Raw genomic sequence first — 15,582 nt, forward strand, 5'->3', positions numbered from 1 at the left:
TCAGGCATTACGAGAACCAGCTGCCGAACCACTCGTGGAACTTCATCAGCACGAAGTCCATCATCCGGCTAAAGAACCCGCCCTCTTCGACCGCTTCCATGACGATCAGCGGGCGCTGTTCGATGGTTTTGTCGTTGAGTTTAAAATCAATGGTCCCCACCACCTGCCCTTTGGTCAGCGGCGCGGTCAGCTGCGGCTGAGTTAAGCTGTAGCTGGCCTTCAGGTTTTTCAGCTGGCCTTTCGGAATCGTCACCGAACCGGCTTCCCCGGCCCCCAGATTCACTTCGCTCTTATCGCCAAACCACACTCGCTGGCTGACAAAGGTCGCATCCGGCTTAATCGGGGTGACGGTTTCAAAGAAACGGAAACCCCAGGTCAACAATTTTTCCGACTCGTTAAACCGCACGCGATCGCTCTTGGTGCCCAGCACCACAGCAATCAGGCGCATATCACCCTGGGTGGCCGATGACACCAGGTTGTAGCCCGCGCCGGCGGTCGTACCGGTTTTCACGCCGTCGACGTTGAGGTTGGTGCTCCACAGCAGGCGGTTACGGTTCGGCTGGCGGATATTGTTGAAGGTAAACTCTTTCTCTTTGTGCACCGCGTACTCTTCCGGCACATCGTGGATCATGGCTTTGGTCAGCAGCGCCATGTCGCGCGCGGTGCTGTACTGCCCCGGCGCATCCAGGCCGTGAACAGTTTTGAAGGTGGTATTTGTCAGGCCAATTTTCTGCGCATAGCCGTTCATCAGACTCACAAAAGAGTCCTGACTGCCTGCGACGTAGTCGGCGATGGCGATGCTGGCATCGTTGCCCGACTGGATGATCACCCCTTTATTGAGGTTCTCGACGGAGACCTGCTCTCCCGGCTTGAGGAACATCACCGAGGATCCGCGCAGCGCCGGGTTGCCGGTGGCCCACGCATCACGGCCAATCGTGACCATATCGGTCAGCTTGATTTTGTTCGCCTTCAGCGCCTGGCCAACCACGTAGCTGGTCATGATTTTCGTCAGGCTGGCCGGGTCCAGCTTCTCATCGGCATTGCCTTCGGTCAGTACCTTACCGCTGGCATAGTCCATCAATATAAACGCGCGCGCGTCGATAGCCGGCGCATCGGGCATCTGCTCCGCCGCCTGCACCGCCGGTGCGATCAAAAGTAAAAGCGCAGAGCCTGCCATCAGGCTCCTGAAGGCGTTAGCGTTACACATCATAAAAACCACCCAAGTATCCATTCCCAAAACACGCCACGACAGTGCCGTGCTGCACCAGGCCGTGAGTAATAACGTAGAAACTCTCTTAAAGAAACAGTGAGTTGGTAAAGTTTTTTAAGTTTACGCAAGATCCCCAACTTGTGCTTAAAACCTGACATTTTTTTTGATCAAGATTGCGTAAGCGTTAACTTTGCCGCACATTGAACCTTCGCTAAAAAAACGGGAGTGGTTATGGTTACGCTGTGGGGACGAAATAATTCAACGAACGTGAAAAAAGTGCGCTGGACGCTGGCCGAACTCAACCTGCCCTACGAGCAGATTATGGCGGGTCAGGGCTTTGGCGTGAACCGCGACGCGGCCTATCTGGCGCTCAATCCGAACGGTCTGGTGCCGATGTTGAAAGACGGTGATGACGTGTTGTGGGAGTCCAATACTATTGTCCGCTACCTGGCGGCGCAGTACGGAACTGACAGCCTGTGGCAAGCCAGCCCCATTCAGCGCGCCAAAAGCGAAAAATGGATGGACTGGGCCAACGAGACCCTGTCCCCGGTGCATCGCAAAATCCTCATCGGGCTGGTAAGAACCCCAGCGGAACAGCGCAATATGGCGGAGATTGAAGCGGCCATTGAAGCCTGCGAGCCGCTGCTGGACATTCTGGAGAACACGCTGGCGAAACAGACCTGGCTCTCCGGCGAAGCGTTCGGCGTGGGCGATATCGCCGTCGCGCCGTTCGTCTATAACCTGCTGGAAACCGTCAAGACCTGGCAGCCACGCCCACACCTCGCGCGCTGGTATCAGCAGCTAGCCGAACGCCCGGCATTCCGCGACGTCGTGATGATTCCCGTCAGCTGATTTTTTCAGGTGCGCAGGCTGCTGCCGCGCACCTGCAACTTGCCCACCAGCCGGATATGGGCGGCGGTATCGTCGCCATCGCAGAGATAGCTCACCGCCATTCGACCCAACTCGTTATAAGCGAGCTGCACGCTGGTCAGCGCCGGCGTCAACTGATGGGCAATCCGCTGATCGTCATAACCACACACCAGCACGTCCCCAGGAATCGACACATTCAACGTTGCCAGCGCCTGATAGCAGCCAAGCGTCATCCAGTCGCTGGCGCAGAAGATGGCCTGCGGCGGCTGCGGCAGGCGCATCAGCTCCAGCGTGGCTTTAAACGTGGCATCCAGCGACCAGTCCGTTTGCTTGATCAACGCTTCATCCACCGTAATGCCCGCATGCTCAAGCGTCTGGCGATACCCTTCCAGGCGCAGCACGCTGGCATCCATCCACTCATCGCCCATGATGTGCGCGATGCGCGTCACCCCCTGCGCCAGCAGATGGTTGACGGTCTGACAGGCGTTAGCCCGGTCATCCGGCAGGAAAGTCGGCAACAGCGGGCGGTTGGGATCGTACTGGTTCAGCAGCACCACCGGCTTATTGATTAACGGTTCAAAGGGTGAAAAGTCGAAGACGCGCGTTACCGAGCTGGCGAGAATGACTCCCGCGCAGTTGCGCCGCTCCAGCTGACGGAGAATCTGCCCGGCCAGTTCCATATCGTCGCCGTAATCGTAAACGGTCAGCAACGTATCACGCTGCCATGCCGTGCTGCTGGCCTCGCTAATGGCGTCAACAAAGGGATCGTAATTCGGCATCCCGCTGAGCAGCAGCGCAATCTCCTCCTGCCCGTCCTTACGGTGCGGCACGATAATTTTTTGATAGCCCAACGCCTGCGCCGCGGCATACACCCGGTCGCGCGTGGCATCACTCAGGCGAATTGCCCGACTATTGTTGAGCACCAGCGAAACGGTCGCCTGAGAAACACCGGCTTCCCTGGCGATATCACTCATCGTTATCTTATTTTTTTTCTGCATGATTACTCCTTATCGCCGCCGACTATAGCACAGTTATCCCACATCTTTTTTGTGAACGCTCCAGCAGAATGACAGCCTTGTGATTGCGTATCCACCGTCAGTTAATAAATATTAGCTAATAATTATTAGCAACGGAGAAACAGAAATGCATTCACAATGGACCGAATCTCAGGCGCAAGCGTGGTTTAAACAACACGGCTGGGCCTGTGGGTTTAACTATTTGCCGCGCAGCGCGGTGAACTGGACCGAAATGTGGCAGGCCGACACCTTTGACGCCGCAGTGATCGATCAGGAGCTGGGCTGGGCGCATGATTACGGCTATAACGCCCTGCGCACCAACCTGCCGTTTATCGTCTGGGAAGCGGATCGCGACGGTTTGCTGGCGCGCATCGACACCTTCCTGAGCCTCGCCGCGAAGCACAACATCCAGGTCATGCTGACGCTGATGGACGACTGCGGCTTCTCCGGCGACGAGCCTTACCTCGGCCCGCAAAAACCACCGCGCGAAGGCGTCCATAACAGCCAGGCTGCCGCCAGCCCTGGCCGCGCTATCGTGATGGATCCACAGCAGTGGCCGCGGGTTGAAGCCTACGTACGTGACGTGCTGACCCGTTTTAAAGACGACGCGCGCATCACCATCTGGGATCTCTACAACGAACCGGGAAACCGCGGCATCAACCTGTCGCCAACGGAATCAACCGAGTATGACGAAGCGCTGGAAAGCTACGCCCTGGAGCTGATGATCGCCACCTTTGGCTGGGCGCGCGACGTGGGGCCAACCCAGCCGCTGACCGTTGGCGCATGGCATATCGATCACGACAAGTACGGCACGCTGGAACATCCGATCGACGCTGCCGCAATGGATCTGTCAGACATCATCACCTACCACAACTACAACACCGCCGCCCGCCAGCTGAGCGTGCTGGAGAATCTGGTTCGCCGTAATCGTCCCGTTCTGTGTACCGAGTGGCTGGCCCGCCATATGGACTGCGTCTTCAGCGAACAGCTACCGCTGTTCTGCGCCTTTGATACCGGCTGCTATCAGTGGGGGTTGGTACAGGGCCGCACGCAAACCTGGATCCCATGGACCAGCGTGAATAAAAACCACCCTGATCCGCAGTCGCTCTGGTTCCACGATGTGTTAACGCCAGAAGGTAAGCCGTGGTGCGAGCAGGAAATGCAGCTGGTGAAAGGTTTAACGACCTGGCGTCGGCAGCAGCGTTAATCTTATAACACGGAGGATTCATCCATGAAAAAGTCGATATTGTTCCTGCTTGCCTGCTGCAGTTTCGGCGCGATGCCCATCGCACACAGCGCCGATCAGGTGGAACTCCGTTTTGCCTGGTGGGGCGGCAAGGCCCGCAACCAGGCCACCTTAAAGGCGCTGGAAGCCTTTGAGGCCAAATATCCCAATATCAAAGTGAAGGCGGAATACACCGGCTGGGACGGCTTCTACTCGCGTCTGACCACGCAGATCAACAGCAATACCGAGGCCGACGTTATCCAGACCAACTGGAACTGGCTGACGCTGCTGTCAAAAACCGGCGACGGTTTTTATGACCTCAATAAACTGGCGAAGCCTATTGGACTCGATCAGTTTTCTCCGGAGTCGCTGGCCAGCACCACAGTGAATGGCAAGGTCAACGCCATTCCGGTTTCCGCCAACGTGATGCTGTTTTACTACAACGCCGCCACGTGGAAAAAAGCCGGCGTTGCGTTACCCAAAACCTGGGACGAACTGCTGAAGGCCGGGCCGGTATTTAAAGAGAAGCTGGGTGATAACTACTATCCATTGATTCTCACGGAGCAGGATTCTCTGCTGCTCCTGAACTCGTATGTCTATCAGGGCAACCAGAAACCGATGGTCGATGAGAAAGCCCGCAAGCTCGGCTGGAACCATGCCGATCTGGTCGAGGCTTTCACCTTCTATCGTAAGCTGGTTGACGCCCACGCGGTGCCGGACGCCCGTACCATGGCATCGTTTGGCAAAGGCGTGGCCTATGAGATGAAACCGTGGATCAACGGTGAATGGGGCGGCGTCTATAACTGGAACGTGTTGTACACCGCCGAGTCGCAGAATCTGGCCAATCCGGCGGATCTGGTGATGGGGCCGTATCCGATGCGCGAAGGGGCAAAAGACGCCGGCCAGTTCCATAAAACGGCGCTGATGCTGTCTATCAGCAAAAACACGCGCCACCCGGAGGAAGCGGCAACGCTGATTAACTTCCTGATGAGCGAGAAAGAAGGCGTTATCCCTGTGGCGCTGGAGCGCGGCGTGCCGCTAAGCAAGTCAGGTGAAAAAATCCTGCGCGACGCGGGCCTGTTAACCGATGACGACCCGGTGATTTCCGGGCTACTGCAGTCCGCCTCGCTGCCGAATAAGTCGAAGGCGCTGCCGTACCTTGAAGATCCGCAGTTTGGCGCCTTGTTCAGCTCCGCGCTGCAAAGCATCGATTACGGTAAAGCCACGATCGACCAGGCCGCGACCAACTTTGAAGAGCAGGCTAACCGCATTTTACGTCGCATTATGCGCTAGCACGACGAGCAGGGGGACGAATGTCCCCCTGGTTTCAGGTTTCCACCACGGGAGCCCCTGCATCCAGCTTACGAATGCTTTTCGTCAACGCCGCCAGACAGCGATCGAGCGTTTCTACGTTAACCGCGATATACGAGGGGCAATCATAGCGCCCACTCATCAGGCAAACCGCAGCAGAGGCCATCGCCTCGCCCGCCTGCCGCATCATTTCCAATTCGTTCAGTGATGTACAGCGCTTAAGCGCGACCGCGTTATCACGCAGCTCGCTGCACAATTCAAGCAGGTTAGTACGCAGATGATCGTTTTCACCGACTGACATATACCCCTTTGCCTTCCTCAGTTGCAAATAGGCATCAAGGTCAATTCGCGCGTTGATGAGCCTCCCCACCAGCTTGCGTTTCAGTTTGCTTTCCGTCATGCATTTACCTCCCTTGCCACCCATTGGCATTCTCATTATGAGATTACTTAACGTACAAAATGCTGCGCGATATCAACAATTCATCATTTGCAACATTTTTAACAACAAACCAACCTTGAGCATCGTCGGGACTGGAAAAAGCCTCGACCGCCCTGCCCCTATATCAGACTGTCATTGATGCCGCGTTAACGCGTCGCCGACTACACTGTGACTATTCAGACGACAAAAAAGGATGTTGTGCATGTTATTTCAGGAAAGAGTAAGGGTGACGGCCTGTGCATTAATGCTGTTATCCGCAAGCGCCTCCCCGGTTATTGCCGCGCCGACGCAAGCCAAAGAGCATGAAAATACGGCCACTCTGGCCGCCGACCATGGGCTTAGCGAAGCCGCCCAGCAGTATCTGATGCATTACCCTTCCCGTAGTGGCGTTGACGGGCATTCGCCGCGCGTGGACTCCGCCGCGGTGTTTATTCCAAAAGGGAAAGCGCCGGAAGGCGGATGGCCCGTCGTGGTCTGGGCGCACGGCACCGTCGGCGTAGCCGGCCAATGCGCACCATCGCTCAATGAACGTACCGTCCGCGATAAACAGTACCTTAATACCTGGCTTTCGCTGGGCTACGCCATTGTGGCGCCGGACTATGCCGGTCTGGGTTCGGAAGGCGTACACCACTATCTCAATGCCCGTGGGGAAGCGTGGAGCATACTGGATGGCGTTCGCGCCGCGCTGCGCCAGTTTCCGCTGAAGAATGAACTGACTCTGGTCGGTCAATCACAAGGGGCTCACGCGGCATTTTCCAGCGCAGGATTCCAGCCTAAGTACGCGCCGGAACTGAACATCCGAGCCACGGTATTAACCGGCACACCGTATTTTGCGATCGGAACCACCGCTGCTGATATTCTGCCGCCAGCAAAAGGGGATAATCAGAACGCCGGAGATCCTAAGATTCCGTATATCTTCTATATCTACCTCGCCGCAGCAGACGCCGATCCCTCGCTGAAGCCAGAAGATTATTTCCAGGACAGCGCGCTGCCACTGTTGGAACAGGCGAAAAATCTCTGTATCACACCGCTGACGCAAAAAACCATGCAGGCCGGTCTCAATGCCGGCAATACGCTTAAACCCGCGATAGAAAGCCTGTTAAGTAATGGGATCAACACCATGTTGTATCCGACAATGGATATTCAGCACCCGGTATTTATCGGTGTTGGCAGCGCGGATATCAACGTTCCCACCGCCATGCAGCTGCGCTTCGCCGATGCCGTTAAAGCCGCCGGCACGCAGGCAGAAGTGCATGTTTATGAAGGGCTTGACCACAGCGGTACCGTCAATCCATCGCTGCGCGATTCCGTGCCCTTCCTTATCCGGGCCGATGTGGCGAAAAAAGAGTAATACGTCACCAGGCGGAAAGCATAATGCAGGCGCTTTTCTGGCCTGCATTCGTGCTCACGAAGCGCATTATTAACGTATCGTTTTCCTGACAATCAGATGACCATCGGATATAGCTGTAGCGTTGGGGCATGATGTATACTCCGCGTTTTCCTGAGCAATGATTCGTACATAAAATGAGCAAAATTGGTTTTGTATCTTTAGGCTGTCCGAAAAACCTGGTCGATTCCGAGCGCATCCTTACCGAGCTGCGCACCGAAGGTTATGAGGTGGTGCCCACTTATGAGGGTGCCGATATGGTCATCGTCAATACCTGCGGCTTTATCGACAGCGCCGTCCAGGAATCCCTGGAAGCGATCGGTGAAGCGCTACAAGAAAACGGTAAGGTCATCGTGACCGGCTGCCTGGGCGCCAAAGAAGATCAAATTCGCGAAGTGCACCCGAAAGTGCTGGAAATCACTGGCCCACACAGCTATGAGCAGGTTCTGGAGCACGTACACCACTACGCGCCAAAACCACAGCACAACCCGTTCCTGAGCCTGGTGCCGGAACAGGGCGTTAAGCTGACGCCGCGCCATTACGCCTATCTGAAAATATCCGAAGGCTGTAACCACCGCTGCGCGTTCTGCATCATTCCGTCGATGCGTGGCGATCTGGTGAGCCGTCCGATTGGCGAAGTGCTGGCTGAAGCAAAACGTCTGGTCGACGCTGGCGTGAAAGAGCTGCTGGTGATCTCTCAGGACACCTCAGCCTACGGGGTGGACGTGAAGCACCGTACCGGTTTCCACAACGGCGAACCGGTGAAAACCAGCATGGAAAGCCTGTGTGAACAGCTGGCAAAACTCGGCGTCTGGGTGCGCCTGCACTATGTGTATCCGTATCCGCACGTTGACGACGTGATCCCGCTGATGGCGGAAGGCAAAATTCTGCCGTATCTCGATATTCCGCTACAGCATGCCAGCCCGCGTATCCTGAAGCTGATGAAACGTCCAGGCTCGGTAGACCGTCAGCTTGCGCGCATTAAACAGTGGCGTGAAATCTGCCCGGACCTGACTCTGCGCTCGACCTTTATCGTCGGTTTCCCGGGCGAAACGGAAGAAGATTTCCAGATGCTGCTCGACTTCCTGAAAGAGGCCCGCCTCGATCGCGTCGGCTGCTTCCAGTACAGCCCGGTTGACGGCGCCTCCGCGAACGATCTGCCGGATCAGGTGCCAGACGACGTGAAGGAAGACCGCTGGAACCGCTTCATGCAGCTGCAACAGCAGATTTCCGCCGAACGCCTGCAGGAAAAAGTCGGCCGTGAAATTCTGGTGATGATCGATGAAGTGGACGAAGAAGGCGCCATTGGCCGCAGCATGGCCGATGCCCCAGAAATCGACGGCGCGGTTTACCTGAACGGTGAAACGAAGGTGAAACCGGGCGACGTGGTGCGTGTGAAGGTAGAAAACGCCGACGAATATGACCTGTGGGGTAGCCGGGTTTAATCTCGCATGCCTTTCCCCTGACGGGGAAAGGCATATTTCATGCGCTACAAAAAATACTTCTGCGACCGCGACATAAACGCGGGATAGCTGGCGCACTGACTCAGTACGTCAATCACGTCATCATCAAGAATGTTGGTTAAATAGTCATAAATCAGCATGCTATCGACAAACGCATCCTCGCTAATCGCCAGCATAAAGACCATCTTCACCATTTTCCCGGCGTCCCATTCAATACCGTTGGGGAATACCGCAACCGTCACCATAGTGCTCAACGCGACTAAGCCCAGCGGATGGGGGATGGCGATTTTATCATCCAGCAGCGTTGAGGCACGCTCCTCTCGTTCCAGCACTGACGCCAGATAGCGTTCATCCACCCGCCCCTGACGAACCAGTTGAGCGGACAGAAAGTGAATTAACGAAGCTTTATCATGCTGATGCTCGGTAAAAACAAAAAAATGCTCAGGCGAAAAATAGTTCACCATGGCGGTCGGCGTGGTCTCCGCATGCAGAAAGTACTTCATATTTTCCAGTTGCCAGCGCTCGGGCAGCGGCGGTAGATGAATCACCCGCCGGTTTTTCTCCGCCACCGTGACGAAACTAATAACCAGATTCTCATCAATGCTTTCTGCGGCATTGTATTGCTCAACCGAGATGTAACGCGCAATCGCCAGTTGTGGATACATACGGGTTATTTTCTGGCACACCAGTCTTGCCGATGCGCCCCCCTGTTCGCTGACCACCAGCGTGCTCAGAGTCGCCTCCTTAAGATGCGTCTCTTCCAGGATGGCGCCGATATGCATCACCAGATAGCCAATTTCGTCATCGCTGATACGCCCGGAGAAAAAATGTTCCAGTTCGCTGAATGCCGCAAGCGTCATTTCATAAATCAGCGGATAGTGCCGTTTAATCTGTTCTATCAATGGGTTAACGATGGTGATACCGTTGTTAACCCGAATGCGCATCGCTTTAATATGATTGAGCAGGCTGGAACGCGATGCTTCGTCATAGAACACATCGCAAAACCATGAGGCGCTCACATAGCTGAGAAAATGATTCATCACCGCGCACTCGGCGGCGCAGTTTTCCGACAAGTCGTCCCCCGCATGTGTACAAAACGCAGCAAGGTTCATCGCAATATAGTCGATTTCACTTTGTAGCCCCGACGCGCCCTCACCGCAGAGCAAAGCGAAGATCTCTGCTGCCGCCGTTTTTATCGTCGGTTCGCCGCCGTTGAACGTAAAGTCCAATAGCCAGCTGCCGCGCTGCATGCGTCCGGATGCGATCGCGCAAATCAGCGTAAAAAAGCGCAGGTTCACATCGCTAATTTGTCGCCCATGCGCCACGACATAGCGGCTGAGCGCCTGTTTGATATCCGCCACTTGTCCGCGATTGTCGAACAGCGCGGCGAACTCCTCCTCCGGCTCTCTGGCCCGCAGTAAATGATCGTAGATACAACGACGCAGCGCGATTTCACTGCCCTGTAGCTTATAGCGCTCGGCGCCCTCGCAGTTGACGGCGATATCGTAAAGGGCAAAGTGACGTTTGAGCAGCGTGATGTCGTTGCGCAGCGTATAGAGGCTGATAAACCACGTCGACTCCAACTGCTCCAGCGAAACATCTTTATCCTGGCGCAACAGCGCCGTGAGCAACGCGCTACGCCGCTCGCGGGTAGAGCGCGTCTCTTTCCATGGTTTTTGCGACTGTTCCAGCAGCCTGCGGTGGCCCGCCGGGTTATCCACCTGAATAGAAAACCCCACTTTACGATCGTAGATGAGACGATTACCGGCTTGCATGATGATTTCGCCCAGCGCCTTCAGATCGCTACGAATAGTGCGGGTAGAAACATGCATCGCGTTTGCCAACGACTGCTGCGTCACCGTCCCCTGGGCTATCTGGATAAAGATATCTCTGACTCGCTTATTGGTGAACAGTCTCATCTTTCCCTCTTCAGCCGATCTCGATATAGAGCGTCTGCACATCGTTTGGCTTCAGCATGCGTCTCTCCGGCGCTGGCGTTTGCTCATCCAGCAGCACGCAATGCGCGTTTTCCAACGCGGGAATCGCTACCGACGCCGCCAGATTTGGGTTATAGAAACGGCACACCAGCCCATTGCCGTTTTCAGCGCATTTGACCACGCTCAACTGGGCATCCTGCGGGCCATCAGGCAGCGCCAGCACGCTGTGCTCCAATGGATAAGTGCGCTTTTCATCACTCAGGCAAAAACGCAGGCGACCGTTGAGGAAATCGCTGTCCTGATACACCGGGAACGCAGTCAGTAGCGCTTTTGAGATCTGCGCGTGCCGGGCATCATCAAACCGTCCCTGATAAATACGCCAGCTAAAATTAAAGCGGAGCGTTCCCATCAGTTGGGCATCCGGCGTTGCCACGACCGTTTCACCCGATGCTCGCCCCGGACGATAGAGCAGATTGGTTTTTCCCATGTAGCCGAAAGAGCGGAACAGGGTGACGGCAATGGTATCAAAACGATCGCCGACGATTTCATACTCGCGCACGCCGTTGGTGTACAGAGTAAAACCGTGACTATCATCATGCAGGTTAACGTAGCTCTGCATGGGCTCGATAGCGACAGGCTTCTCGTGCCAGCCTTCATCTTCCCATACCCGCAGCGCGTCGCTGAGCTGTACAGGGCGCGTGACCGCGCCAAACAGCTGATCGGCACAGGAGATATGAGCCAGAATATCGGTGGCAAAATGCACGCACAGGCGATGACTCCGCACCCGGTTTTCCACCTCGACGGTAAAGTGAATGAGCGTATCCTGTCGCAACGTAACCTGTACCGTCACAGGCATGACGCCATCAAGCTCGCCACGAGCGCGCGCCTCAAGATCGACGGGTACCGGCATCCGATAGTTAAGGCTCAACGCCTGCCGTACATCGCTGCATTCCCGCGACACTGCGGTGAGATGTCCTTCCGAGGTCACGGCCAGATCTTCACGCGGCGGCGAATAGTTATAGGAGTCGCCGTCATCACCGTTCTCGACCAACAGCATTTGCCGCGCATAGCGCTTACCGCTGGCTTTCTCAGCGATCGTCAGCAGGCCATTTTCTTCAACATCAACACGATAGTGTTCATTTTCAATAAATGGTCGCGTATCGCGCTGCCGCTGGCTCTCTCCGTCGGCGCTAAAATCCAGATGCCAACTTGTGTAACCCAAGGCAGGCAGCGCGCTGCTGTTTACCGTTACCTTGCTGCGGTAAACCTGCTGCGGTTTATGGTACGGTTTGCCCGGGTTAAGCCGGATGGTCTGATTAAGCACATAATCGGTCAGTTCCGTCTGCTCTTCAATCACGTACGGCAGCGCGCGCCCTGTCGCATCACGCAGCGTAAAAGGCACGCCCGGCAGCCAGGCTTCAAAGGTTATCTGCGGCGTCGCCGCCACGGTCAACGGATTAAATACCGTAAAGCAATAATCGTGTTCGCGCGGCGTACGCATCGCAATCTGCCGGGTATGAAGCTCCAGCAGGTTGCTGGCGAGATCGCGCGCCTGCTTATAGCGGGCGGCAATATCCCGGTTCGTGTCGTCGCTATTGCAGCCGCCGATGCTGTCATGCGCGGCATTGAAAAACATCAGCTTCCAGATATCGGCCATCACCCGAGCCGGATAGTCATGCCCCAGGCTACGGCCAATCGCCAGCACCGGCTCCAGCGTATTAACCAGCAGCGCTTCGATATCGTTATTCATCTGCTTCAGGTCAGCCCGGCACGAAAAGATGGTTTTATGTACCCTTGAGTGTTTCCCCTCCGTCAACTCTCCCTTCAGGACGCGAACGTCTGCGCCCGCCTCCTGTTCCAGTGCGGTAATAAAGTCGAGCGGGCTACTGATTTGGTAATGACGCTGGTTGTCGCAGGCGTTGAACTGACGCACCAGTTCCGGCAAATTCTCGCGGATCGGCGCCTGGTCAAAACCATGCGGATACAGCAGGTTGGCACGGGCGCTGCGCGCTTCAATTGGCCTCATTTTTTCGTTCAAAAATGTCGTCAGGCTATCCGGCGTTTCATCCAGCAGGCCGCCGTAGTGGTATCCCCAGGGCATCTGCACGGCAAACACCGTATCGCCGTTGTCGCCCTGCCAGCAGAATTCCGTCTCATGCAGCGTATTGTCGGCAATTCCGCGCCAGAACAGCGCATGGTGAATGCCGAACTGGCGGTATATTTGCGGCATATTGCCGCCCTGGCCAAAGCAGTCGGGCACATAACCCAGCGCCATGCAGCCGCCCGTCTCTTTGGCGATTTTCATTCCATACCACAGGTTACGCACCACCGATTCCTGGTGAATCACCAGCTGATCGGTTTGCGTGTACCACGGCCCGGTCAGCAGACGCTTCGCCGCGATCAGGGCACCTAGACGATCCTTATCTTCCGGCGCCCATTGCAGGTAGCTCTCAATTAAGGCGCTTTGCGCATCGAGGAGGTAACAGGAGAAATCGGGGTTATTCTCCAGCACGCGCAGCACATTCTTCACGTGATTTAACAAATAAATACGCGAACGTGACGAGGTAAAATACCACTCCTGATCCCAGTGAGTATGGCTGTAAACATGCACTACTTTCTCTTTCATCCCACCCTCCCTTCTGCGGCCTGAGCCGATTAATCAAACTTAATGTCAATCTCTTCTCTGACCGCTGGCGCAGCGGCGTTTTCTTCAGCTGATTCGTCGTTAAAATTCACCAGCAGATTGGCGCCGATGGCGATGACTGCGGTTCCTACCAGCGCGCCAAGAAAATAGGCCCACGGATGGCCGACGGTGAAACCACCGTACAGCCCGCCCAGCGGCGGCATGATCGGATAGGCTTTGAACAGCGCCACGGTCATTGCGCCCAGCGCACCGGCCAGTACGTTAATCGGGATAAGCCTTGCGGGGTTACGCAGCGTGAAAGGGATCGCGCCCTCGGAAATACCGAGAATGCCCATAATGACCGCGCCGTTACCGGCTTCTTTCAGCGTCTGGTTAAAGTTATGGGGACGCAGGAATCGCGCGGCGGCATAGCCGAGCGGCGGGATAATAATGGCCACGTTGACCAGAATCGCAGGCAGGTAGACGCCGCTCAGGAACAGCACGTTGGCGGTACCCCAGGCGGCTTTGTTGACCGGCCCCCCAAGATCAAAACAGATCATTCCCCCGAGTACCGCCGCCAGCATGACGGTGCTGGTGCCATCCTCGGTCATCTGCTGTACCCAGCCCATCAGGGCGGCATTAATCCAGCTCAGCACATCGCCAAGCAACAGCAGCATGATCACCACCTGTAACCCCACGGTGATAAACGGCAGAATAATCAGCGGGACGGAGCTGGACGCCGAGCCGGTAATACGAATTTTGCTCCCGATCCACTCCGACGAATAGCCCGCCAGCAGCCCGCCCAGCACCGCGCCAAGGAAGCCGGAGCCGGTCATCGATGCAATCAGCCCGGCGGTAAAACCGGCTGCCAGCCCTTTTTTCCCGGCGATCGAAAAGGCCACATACGCGCCAAGCACGTAGTTCATCAGGCCGATAATTTTGAAGCCCACATCCTGAGTCAGGTACAGCCAGTTCATTAACCCATCGCTTTTGGCAAAAGCGTCCAGGTTAGGTTCGCCGACAATCAGGCCAATAATCTTGGCCACGGCCACCATCAGTGAACCGGCAATAATGACCGGTAAAGCGTAGGAAATCCCGGTCATTAAATGGTTTTTTATGTCTATCATTATCTTTTTCATGACATCACCATCTCTGTTTTATTGATTGCGGCGCGCCTCAACGGCCGAAACGCATTTGATAATCACGTCGGCCGCATGGCTGACGCATTGCCCAATCTTGACCCGAATAATGGTTTTTCCCGCAAACCGTTCTTCTTCTTCAATGGCGCGGTCGGCGGCAATCAGCACAAAATCAGCGTCGGCAATATCCTGCTCGGAAAGGCGGTCCATAATGCCCAGCGCCCCCTGCTGCTCAATATTGACCCGATGCCCGAGACGCGCCCCCTCTTTTTCCAGCGATTTAGCGGCCATCGGCGTATGGGCCAGACCGGCAATACAGGAAGTCACTCCCACAATATTCATATCTGCTCCTTTATTTCGATGCGTGACTGCATAAAGTGAAACAACTCGTCTTCATCGTTGGCGGCGAATAAATAGGCTCTGAATTCGTCTTCAACAATTTGGCTGGCAAGGCTATTGATGATTTTTAAATGCAAAAACTGCGCGCCGGATTCCGGCACCAGCAGGCCGAAAATAATCTGTACCGGCTGACCGTCGAGGCTTTCCCAGGGAATCGGCTGCTGCAGGCGGATAAAAATCACCCCGGCCCGGGAGACGTTGGCGGTTTTGGCGTGAGGAATGGCTATCTGGTTCTCAAAACCGGTGGAGTATTGCTTCTCTCGCTCCCACAGATCGGCTTCAATTTGCGCTGCGCTTTCGGCCCAGCCCTGCGCCACGGCATGGTGGGCCAAAAAACGGAAAATAGACTGCTTATCGGCGAAAGTCTGGTTGAGAAAAATGTTGTCCCGAGCAATGAGCATTGACCTACCTCTCCATGCGTTTATTCCCGATTAGATTGCGTCAATACTAGGCTTTCTGGTGCACGCAAACTGAGCGCCGTTTTCCGCCCGCAGGAGGAAACGCGTTCTTTATCACGAGGGGAAAAAAGCGAGCGGAGTCAAAAAAATGCCGCGATTTGTGAT

At 55.6% G+C, this 15,582-nt stretch carries 13 protein-coding genes; 5 read left to right on the forward strand and 8 right to left on the reverse strand.

All coding sequences use genetic code 11. From position 1 onward, the window contains the following. Positions 1-7 precede the first annotated feature (7 nt). Positions 8-1,210, reverse strand: coding sequence for a serine-type D-Ala-D-Ala carboxypeptidase (gene dacC, locus GY169_RS16125; RefSeq protein ID WP_163446999.1), 1,203 nt, complete (start codon positions 1,208-1,210; stop codon positions 8-10). A gap of 231 nt (positions 1,211-1,441) precedes the next feature. Here dacC and GY169_RS16130 point away from each other — a divergent pair, with 231 nt between their 5' ends. Then, positions 1,442-2,062: a glutathione S-transferase family protein gene (locus GY169_RS16130; protein WP_065355615.1), complete on the forward strand. Its 621-nt coding sequence runs from the start codon at positions 1,442-1,444 to the stop codon at positions 2,060-2,062. Positions 2,063-2,067: 5 nt separating this feature from the next. On the opposite strand, the gene GY169_RS16135 is transcribed toward GY169_RS16130, so the two are convergent. Continuing rightward, positions 2,068-3,078: a LacI family DNA-binding transcriptional regulator gene (locus GY169_RS16135; protein WP_163447001.1), complete on the reverse strand. Its 1,011-nt coding sequence runs from the start codon at positions 3,076-3,078 to the stop codon at positions 2,068-2,070. 145 nt (positions 3,079-3,223) lie between these two features. Between GY169_RS16135 and GY169_RS16140 the strand changes: the two genes are divergently transcribed. After that, positions 3,224-4,303, forward strand: a complete 1,080-nt coding sequence (locus tag GY169_RS16140; protein ID WP_167576324.1) for a cellulase family glycosylhydrolase — start codon at positions 3,224-3,226, stop codon at positions 4,301-4,303. A 24-nt stretch (positions 4,304-4,327) separates the two neighbouring features. After that, complete coding sequence (locus GY169_RS16145) at positions 4,328-5,614, forward strand: ABC transporter substrate-binding protein (RefSeq protein ID WP_064548542.1); 1,287 nt, start codon at positions 4,328-4,330, stop codon at positions 5,612-5,614. A 34-nt stretch (positions 5,615-5,648) separates the two neighbouring features. Here GY169_RS16145 and GY169_RS16150 read toward each other — a convergent pair whose 3' ends face one another. Continuing rightward, the gene (locus tag GY169_RS16150; RefSeq protein WP_163447007.1) at positions 5,649-6,032 is read right to left on the reverse strand and encodes a biofilm formation regulator BssR; all 384 of its coding nucleotides are present in this window, start codon (positions 6,030-6,032) and stop codon (positions 5,649-5,651) included. Between the two features lie 241 nt (positions 6,033-6,273). Here GY169_RS16150 and GY169_RS16155 point away from each other — a divergent pair, with 241 nt between their 5' ends. Both GY169_RS16155 and rimO read left to right on the forward strand, forming a co-directional pair. Beyond that, positions 6,274-7,422 (forward strand): lipase family protein, encoded by a 1,149-nt coding sequence (locus tag GY169_RS16155; protein ID WP_223882110.1) that lies wholly within the window; start codon positions 6,274-6,276, stop codon positions 7,420-7,422. 173 nt (positions 7,423-7,595) lie between these two features. Continuing rightward, positions 7,596-8,903 carry a 30S ribosomal protein S12 methylthiotransferase RimO gene (gene rimO, locus GY169_RS16160; RefSeq protein ID WP_163447011.1) on the forward strand — a complete coding sequence of 436 codons (1,308 nt, stop codon included), beginning with the start codon at positions 7,596-7,598 and terminating at the stop codon, positions 8,901-8,903. A 44-nt stretch (positions 8,904-8,947) separates the two neighbouring features. On the opposite strand, the gene GY169_RS16165 is transcribed toward rimO, so the two are convergent. Genes GY169_RS16165 through GY169_RS16185 form a run of 5 tightly spaced genes read right to left on the reverse strand, consistent with a single transcriptional unit; the run spans position 8,948 to position 15,420 of the window. Further along, positions 8,948-10,840 (reverse strand): BglG family transcription antiterminator, encoded by a 1,893-nt coding sequence (locus GY169_RS16165; protein WP_167576326.1) that lies wholly within the window; start codon positions 10,838-10,840, stop codon positions 8,948-8,950. 10 nt (positions 10,841-10,850) lie between these two features. After that, the gene (mngB, locus tag GY169_RS16170; RefSeq protein ID WP_167576327.1) at positions 10,851-13,484 is read right to left on the reverse strand and encodes a mannosylglycerate hydrolase; all 2,634 of its coding nucleotides are present in this window, start codon (positions 13,482-13,484) and stop codon (positions 10,851-10,853) included. 29 nt (positions 13,485-13,513) lie between these two features. Further along, positions 13,514-14,608 (reverse strand): PTS fructose transporter subunit IIC, encoded by a 1,095-nt coding sequence (locus GY169_RS16175; protein WP_223882111.1) that lies wholly within the window; start codon positions 14,606-14,608, stop codon positions 13,514-13,516. Between the two features lie 30 nt (positions 14,609-14,638). Next, positions 14,639-14,962, reverse strand: coding sequence for a PTS fructose transporter subunit IIB (locus tag GY169_RS16180; protein WP_167576329.1), 324 nt, complete (start codon positions 14,960-14,962; stop codon positions 14,639-14,641). After that, complete coding sequence (locus GY169_RS16185) at positions 14,959-15,420, reverse strand: PTS sugar transporter subunit IIA (RefSeq protein WP_064548525.1); 462 nt, start codon at positions 15,418-15,420, stop codon at positions 14,959-14,961. The genes GY169_RS16180 and GY169_RS16185 overlap by 4 nt, the downstream gene beginning before the upstream one ends. Between the last annotated feature and the right edge of the window lie 162 nt (positions 15,421-15,582).

It is taken from the genome of Kluyvera genomosp. 3, assembly GCF_011765685.1.
GTDB lineage: Bacteria > Pseudomonadota > Gammaproteobacteria > Enterobacterales > Enterobacteriaceae > Kluyvera > Kluyvera georgiana_A.

Coding starts and splice junctions, on each gene's coding strand:
- GY169_RS16130 (WP_065355615.1), top strand. CDS start 1,442: ATGGTTACGCTGTGGGGACGAAATAATTCAACGAACGTGAAAAAAGTG.
- GY169_RS16150 (WP_163447007.1), bottom strand. CDS start 6,032: ATGACGGAAAGCAAACTGAAACGCAAGCTGGTGGGGAGGCTCATCAAC.
- mngB (WP_167576327.1), bottom strand. CDS start 13,484: ATGAAAGAGAAAGTAGTGCATGTTTACAGCCATACTCACTGGGATCAG.
- GY169_RS16185 (WP_064548525.1), bottom strand. CDS start 15,420: ATGCTCATTGCTCGGGACAACATTTTTCTCAACCAGACTTTCGCCGAT.
- GY169_RS16175 (WP_223882111.1), bottom strand. CDS start 14,608: ATGATAGACATAAAAAACCATTTAATGACCGGGATTTCCTACGCTTTA.
- GY169_RS16155 (WP_223882110.1), top strand. CDS start 6,274: ATGTTATTTCAGGAAAGAGTAAGGGTGACGGCCTGTGCATTAATGCTG.
- GY169_RS16180 (WP_167576329.1), bottom strand. CDS start 14,962: ATGAATATTGTGGGAGTGACTTCCTGTATTGCCGGTCTGGCCCATACG.
- GY169_RS16165 (WP_167576326.1), bottom strand. CDS start 10,840: ATGAGACTGTTCACCAATAAGCGAGTCAGAGATATCTTTATCCAGATA.
- GY169_RS16135 (WP_163447001.1), bottom strand. CDS start 3,078: ATGCAGAAAAAAAATAAGATAACGATGAGTGATATCGCCAGGGAAGCC.
- GY169_RS16140 (WP_167576324.1), top strand. CDS start 3,224: ATGCATTCACAATGGACCGAATCTCAGGCGCAAGCGTGGTTTAAACAA.
- rimO (WP_163447011.1), top strand. CDS start 7,596: ATGAGCAAAATTGGTTTTGTATCTTTAGGCTGTCCGAAAAACCTGGTC.
- GY169_RS16145 (WP_064548542.1), top strand. CDS start 4,328: ATGAAAAAGTCGATATTGTTCCTGCTTGCCTGCTGCAGTTTCGGCGCG.
- dacC (WP_163446999.1), bottom strand. CDS start 1,210: ATGATGTGTAACGCTAACGCCTTCAGGAGCCTGATGGCAGGCTCTGCG.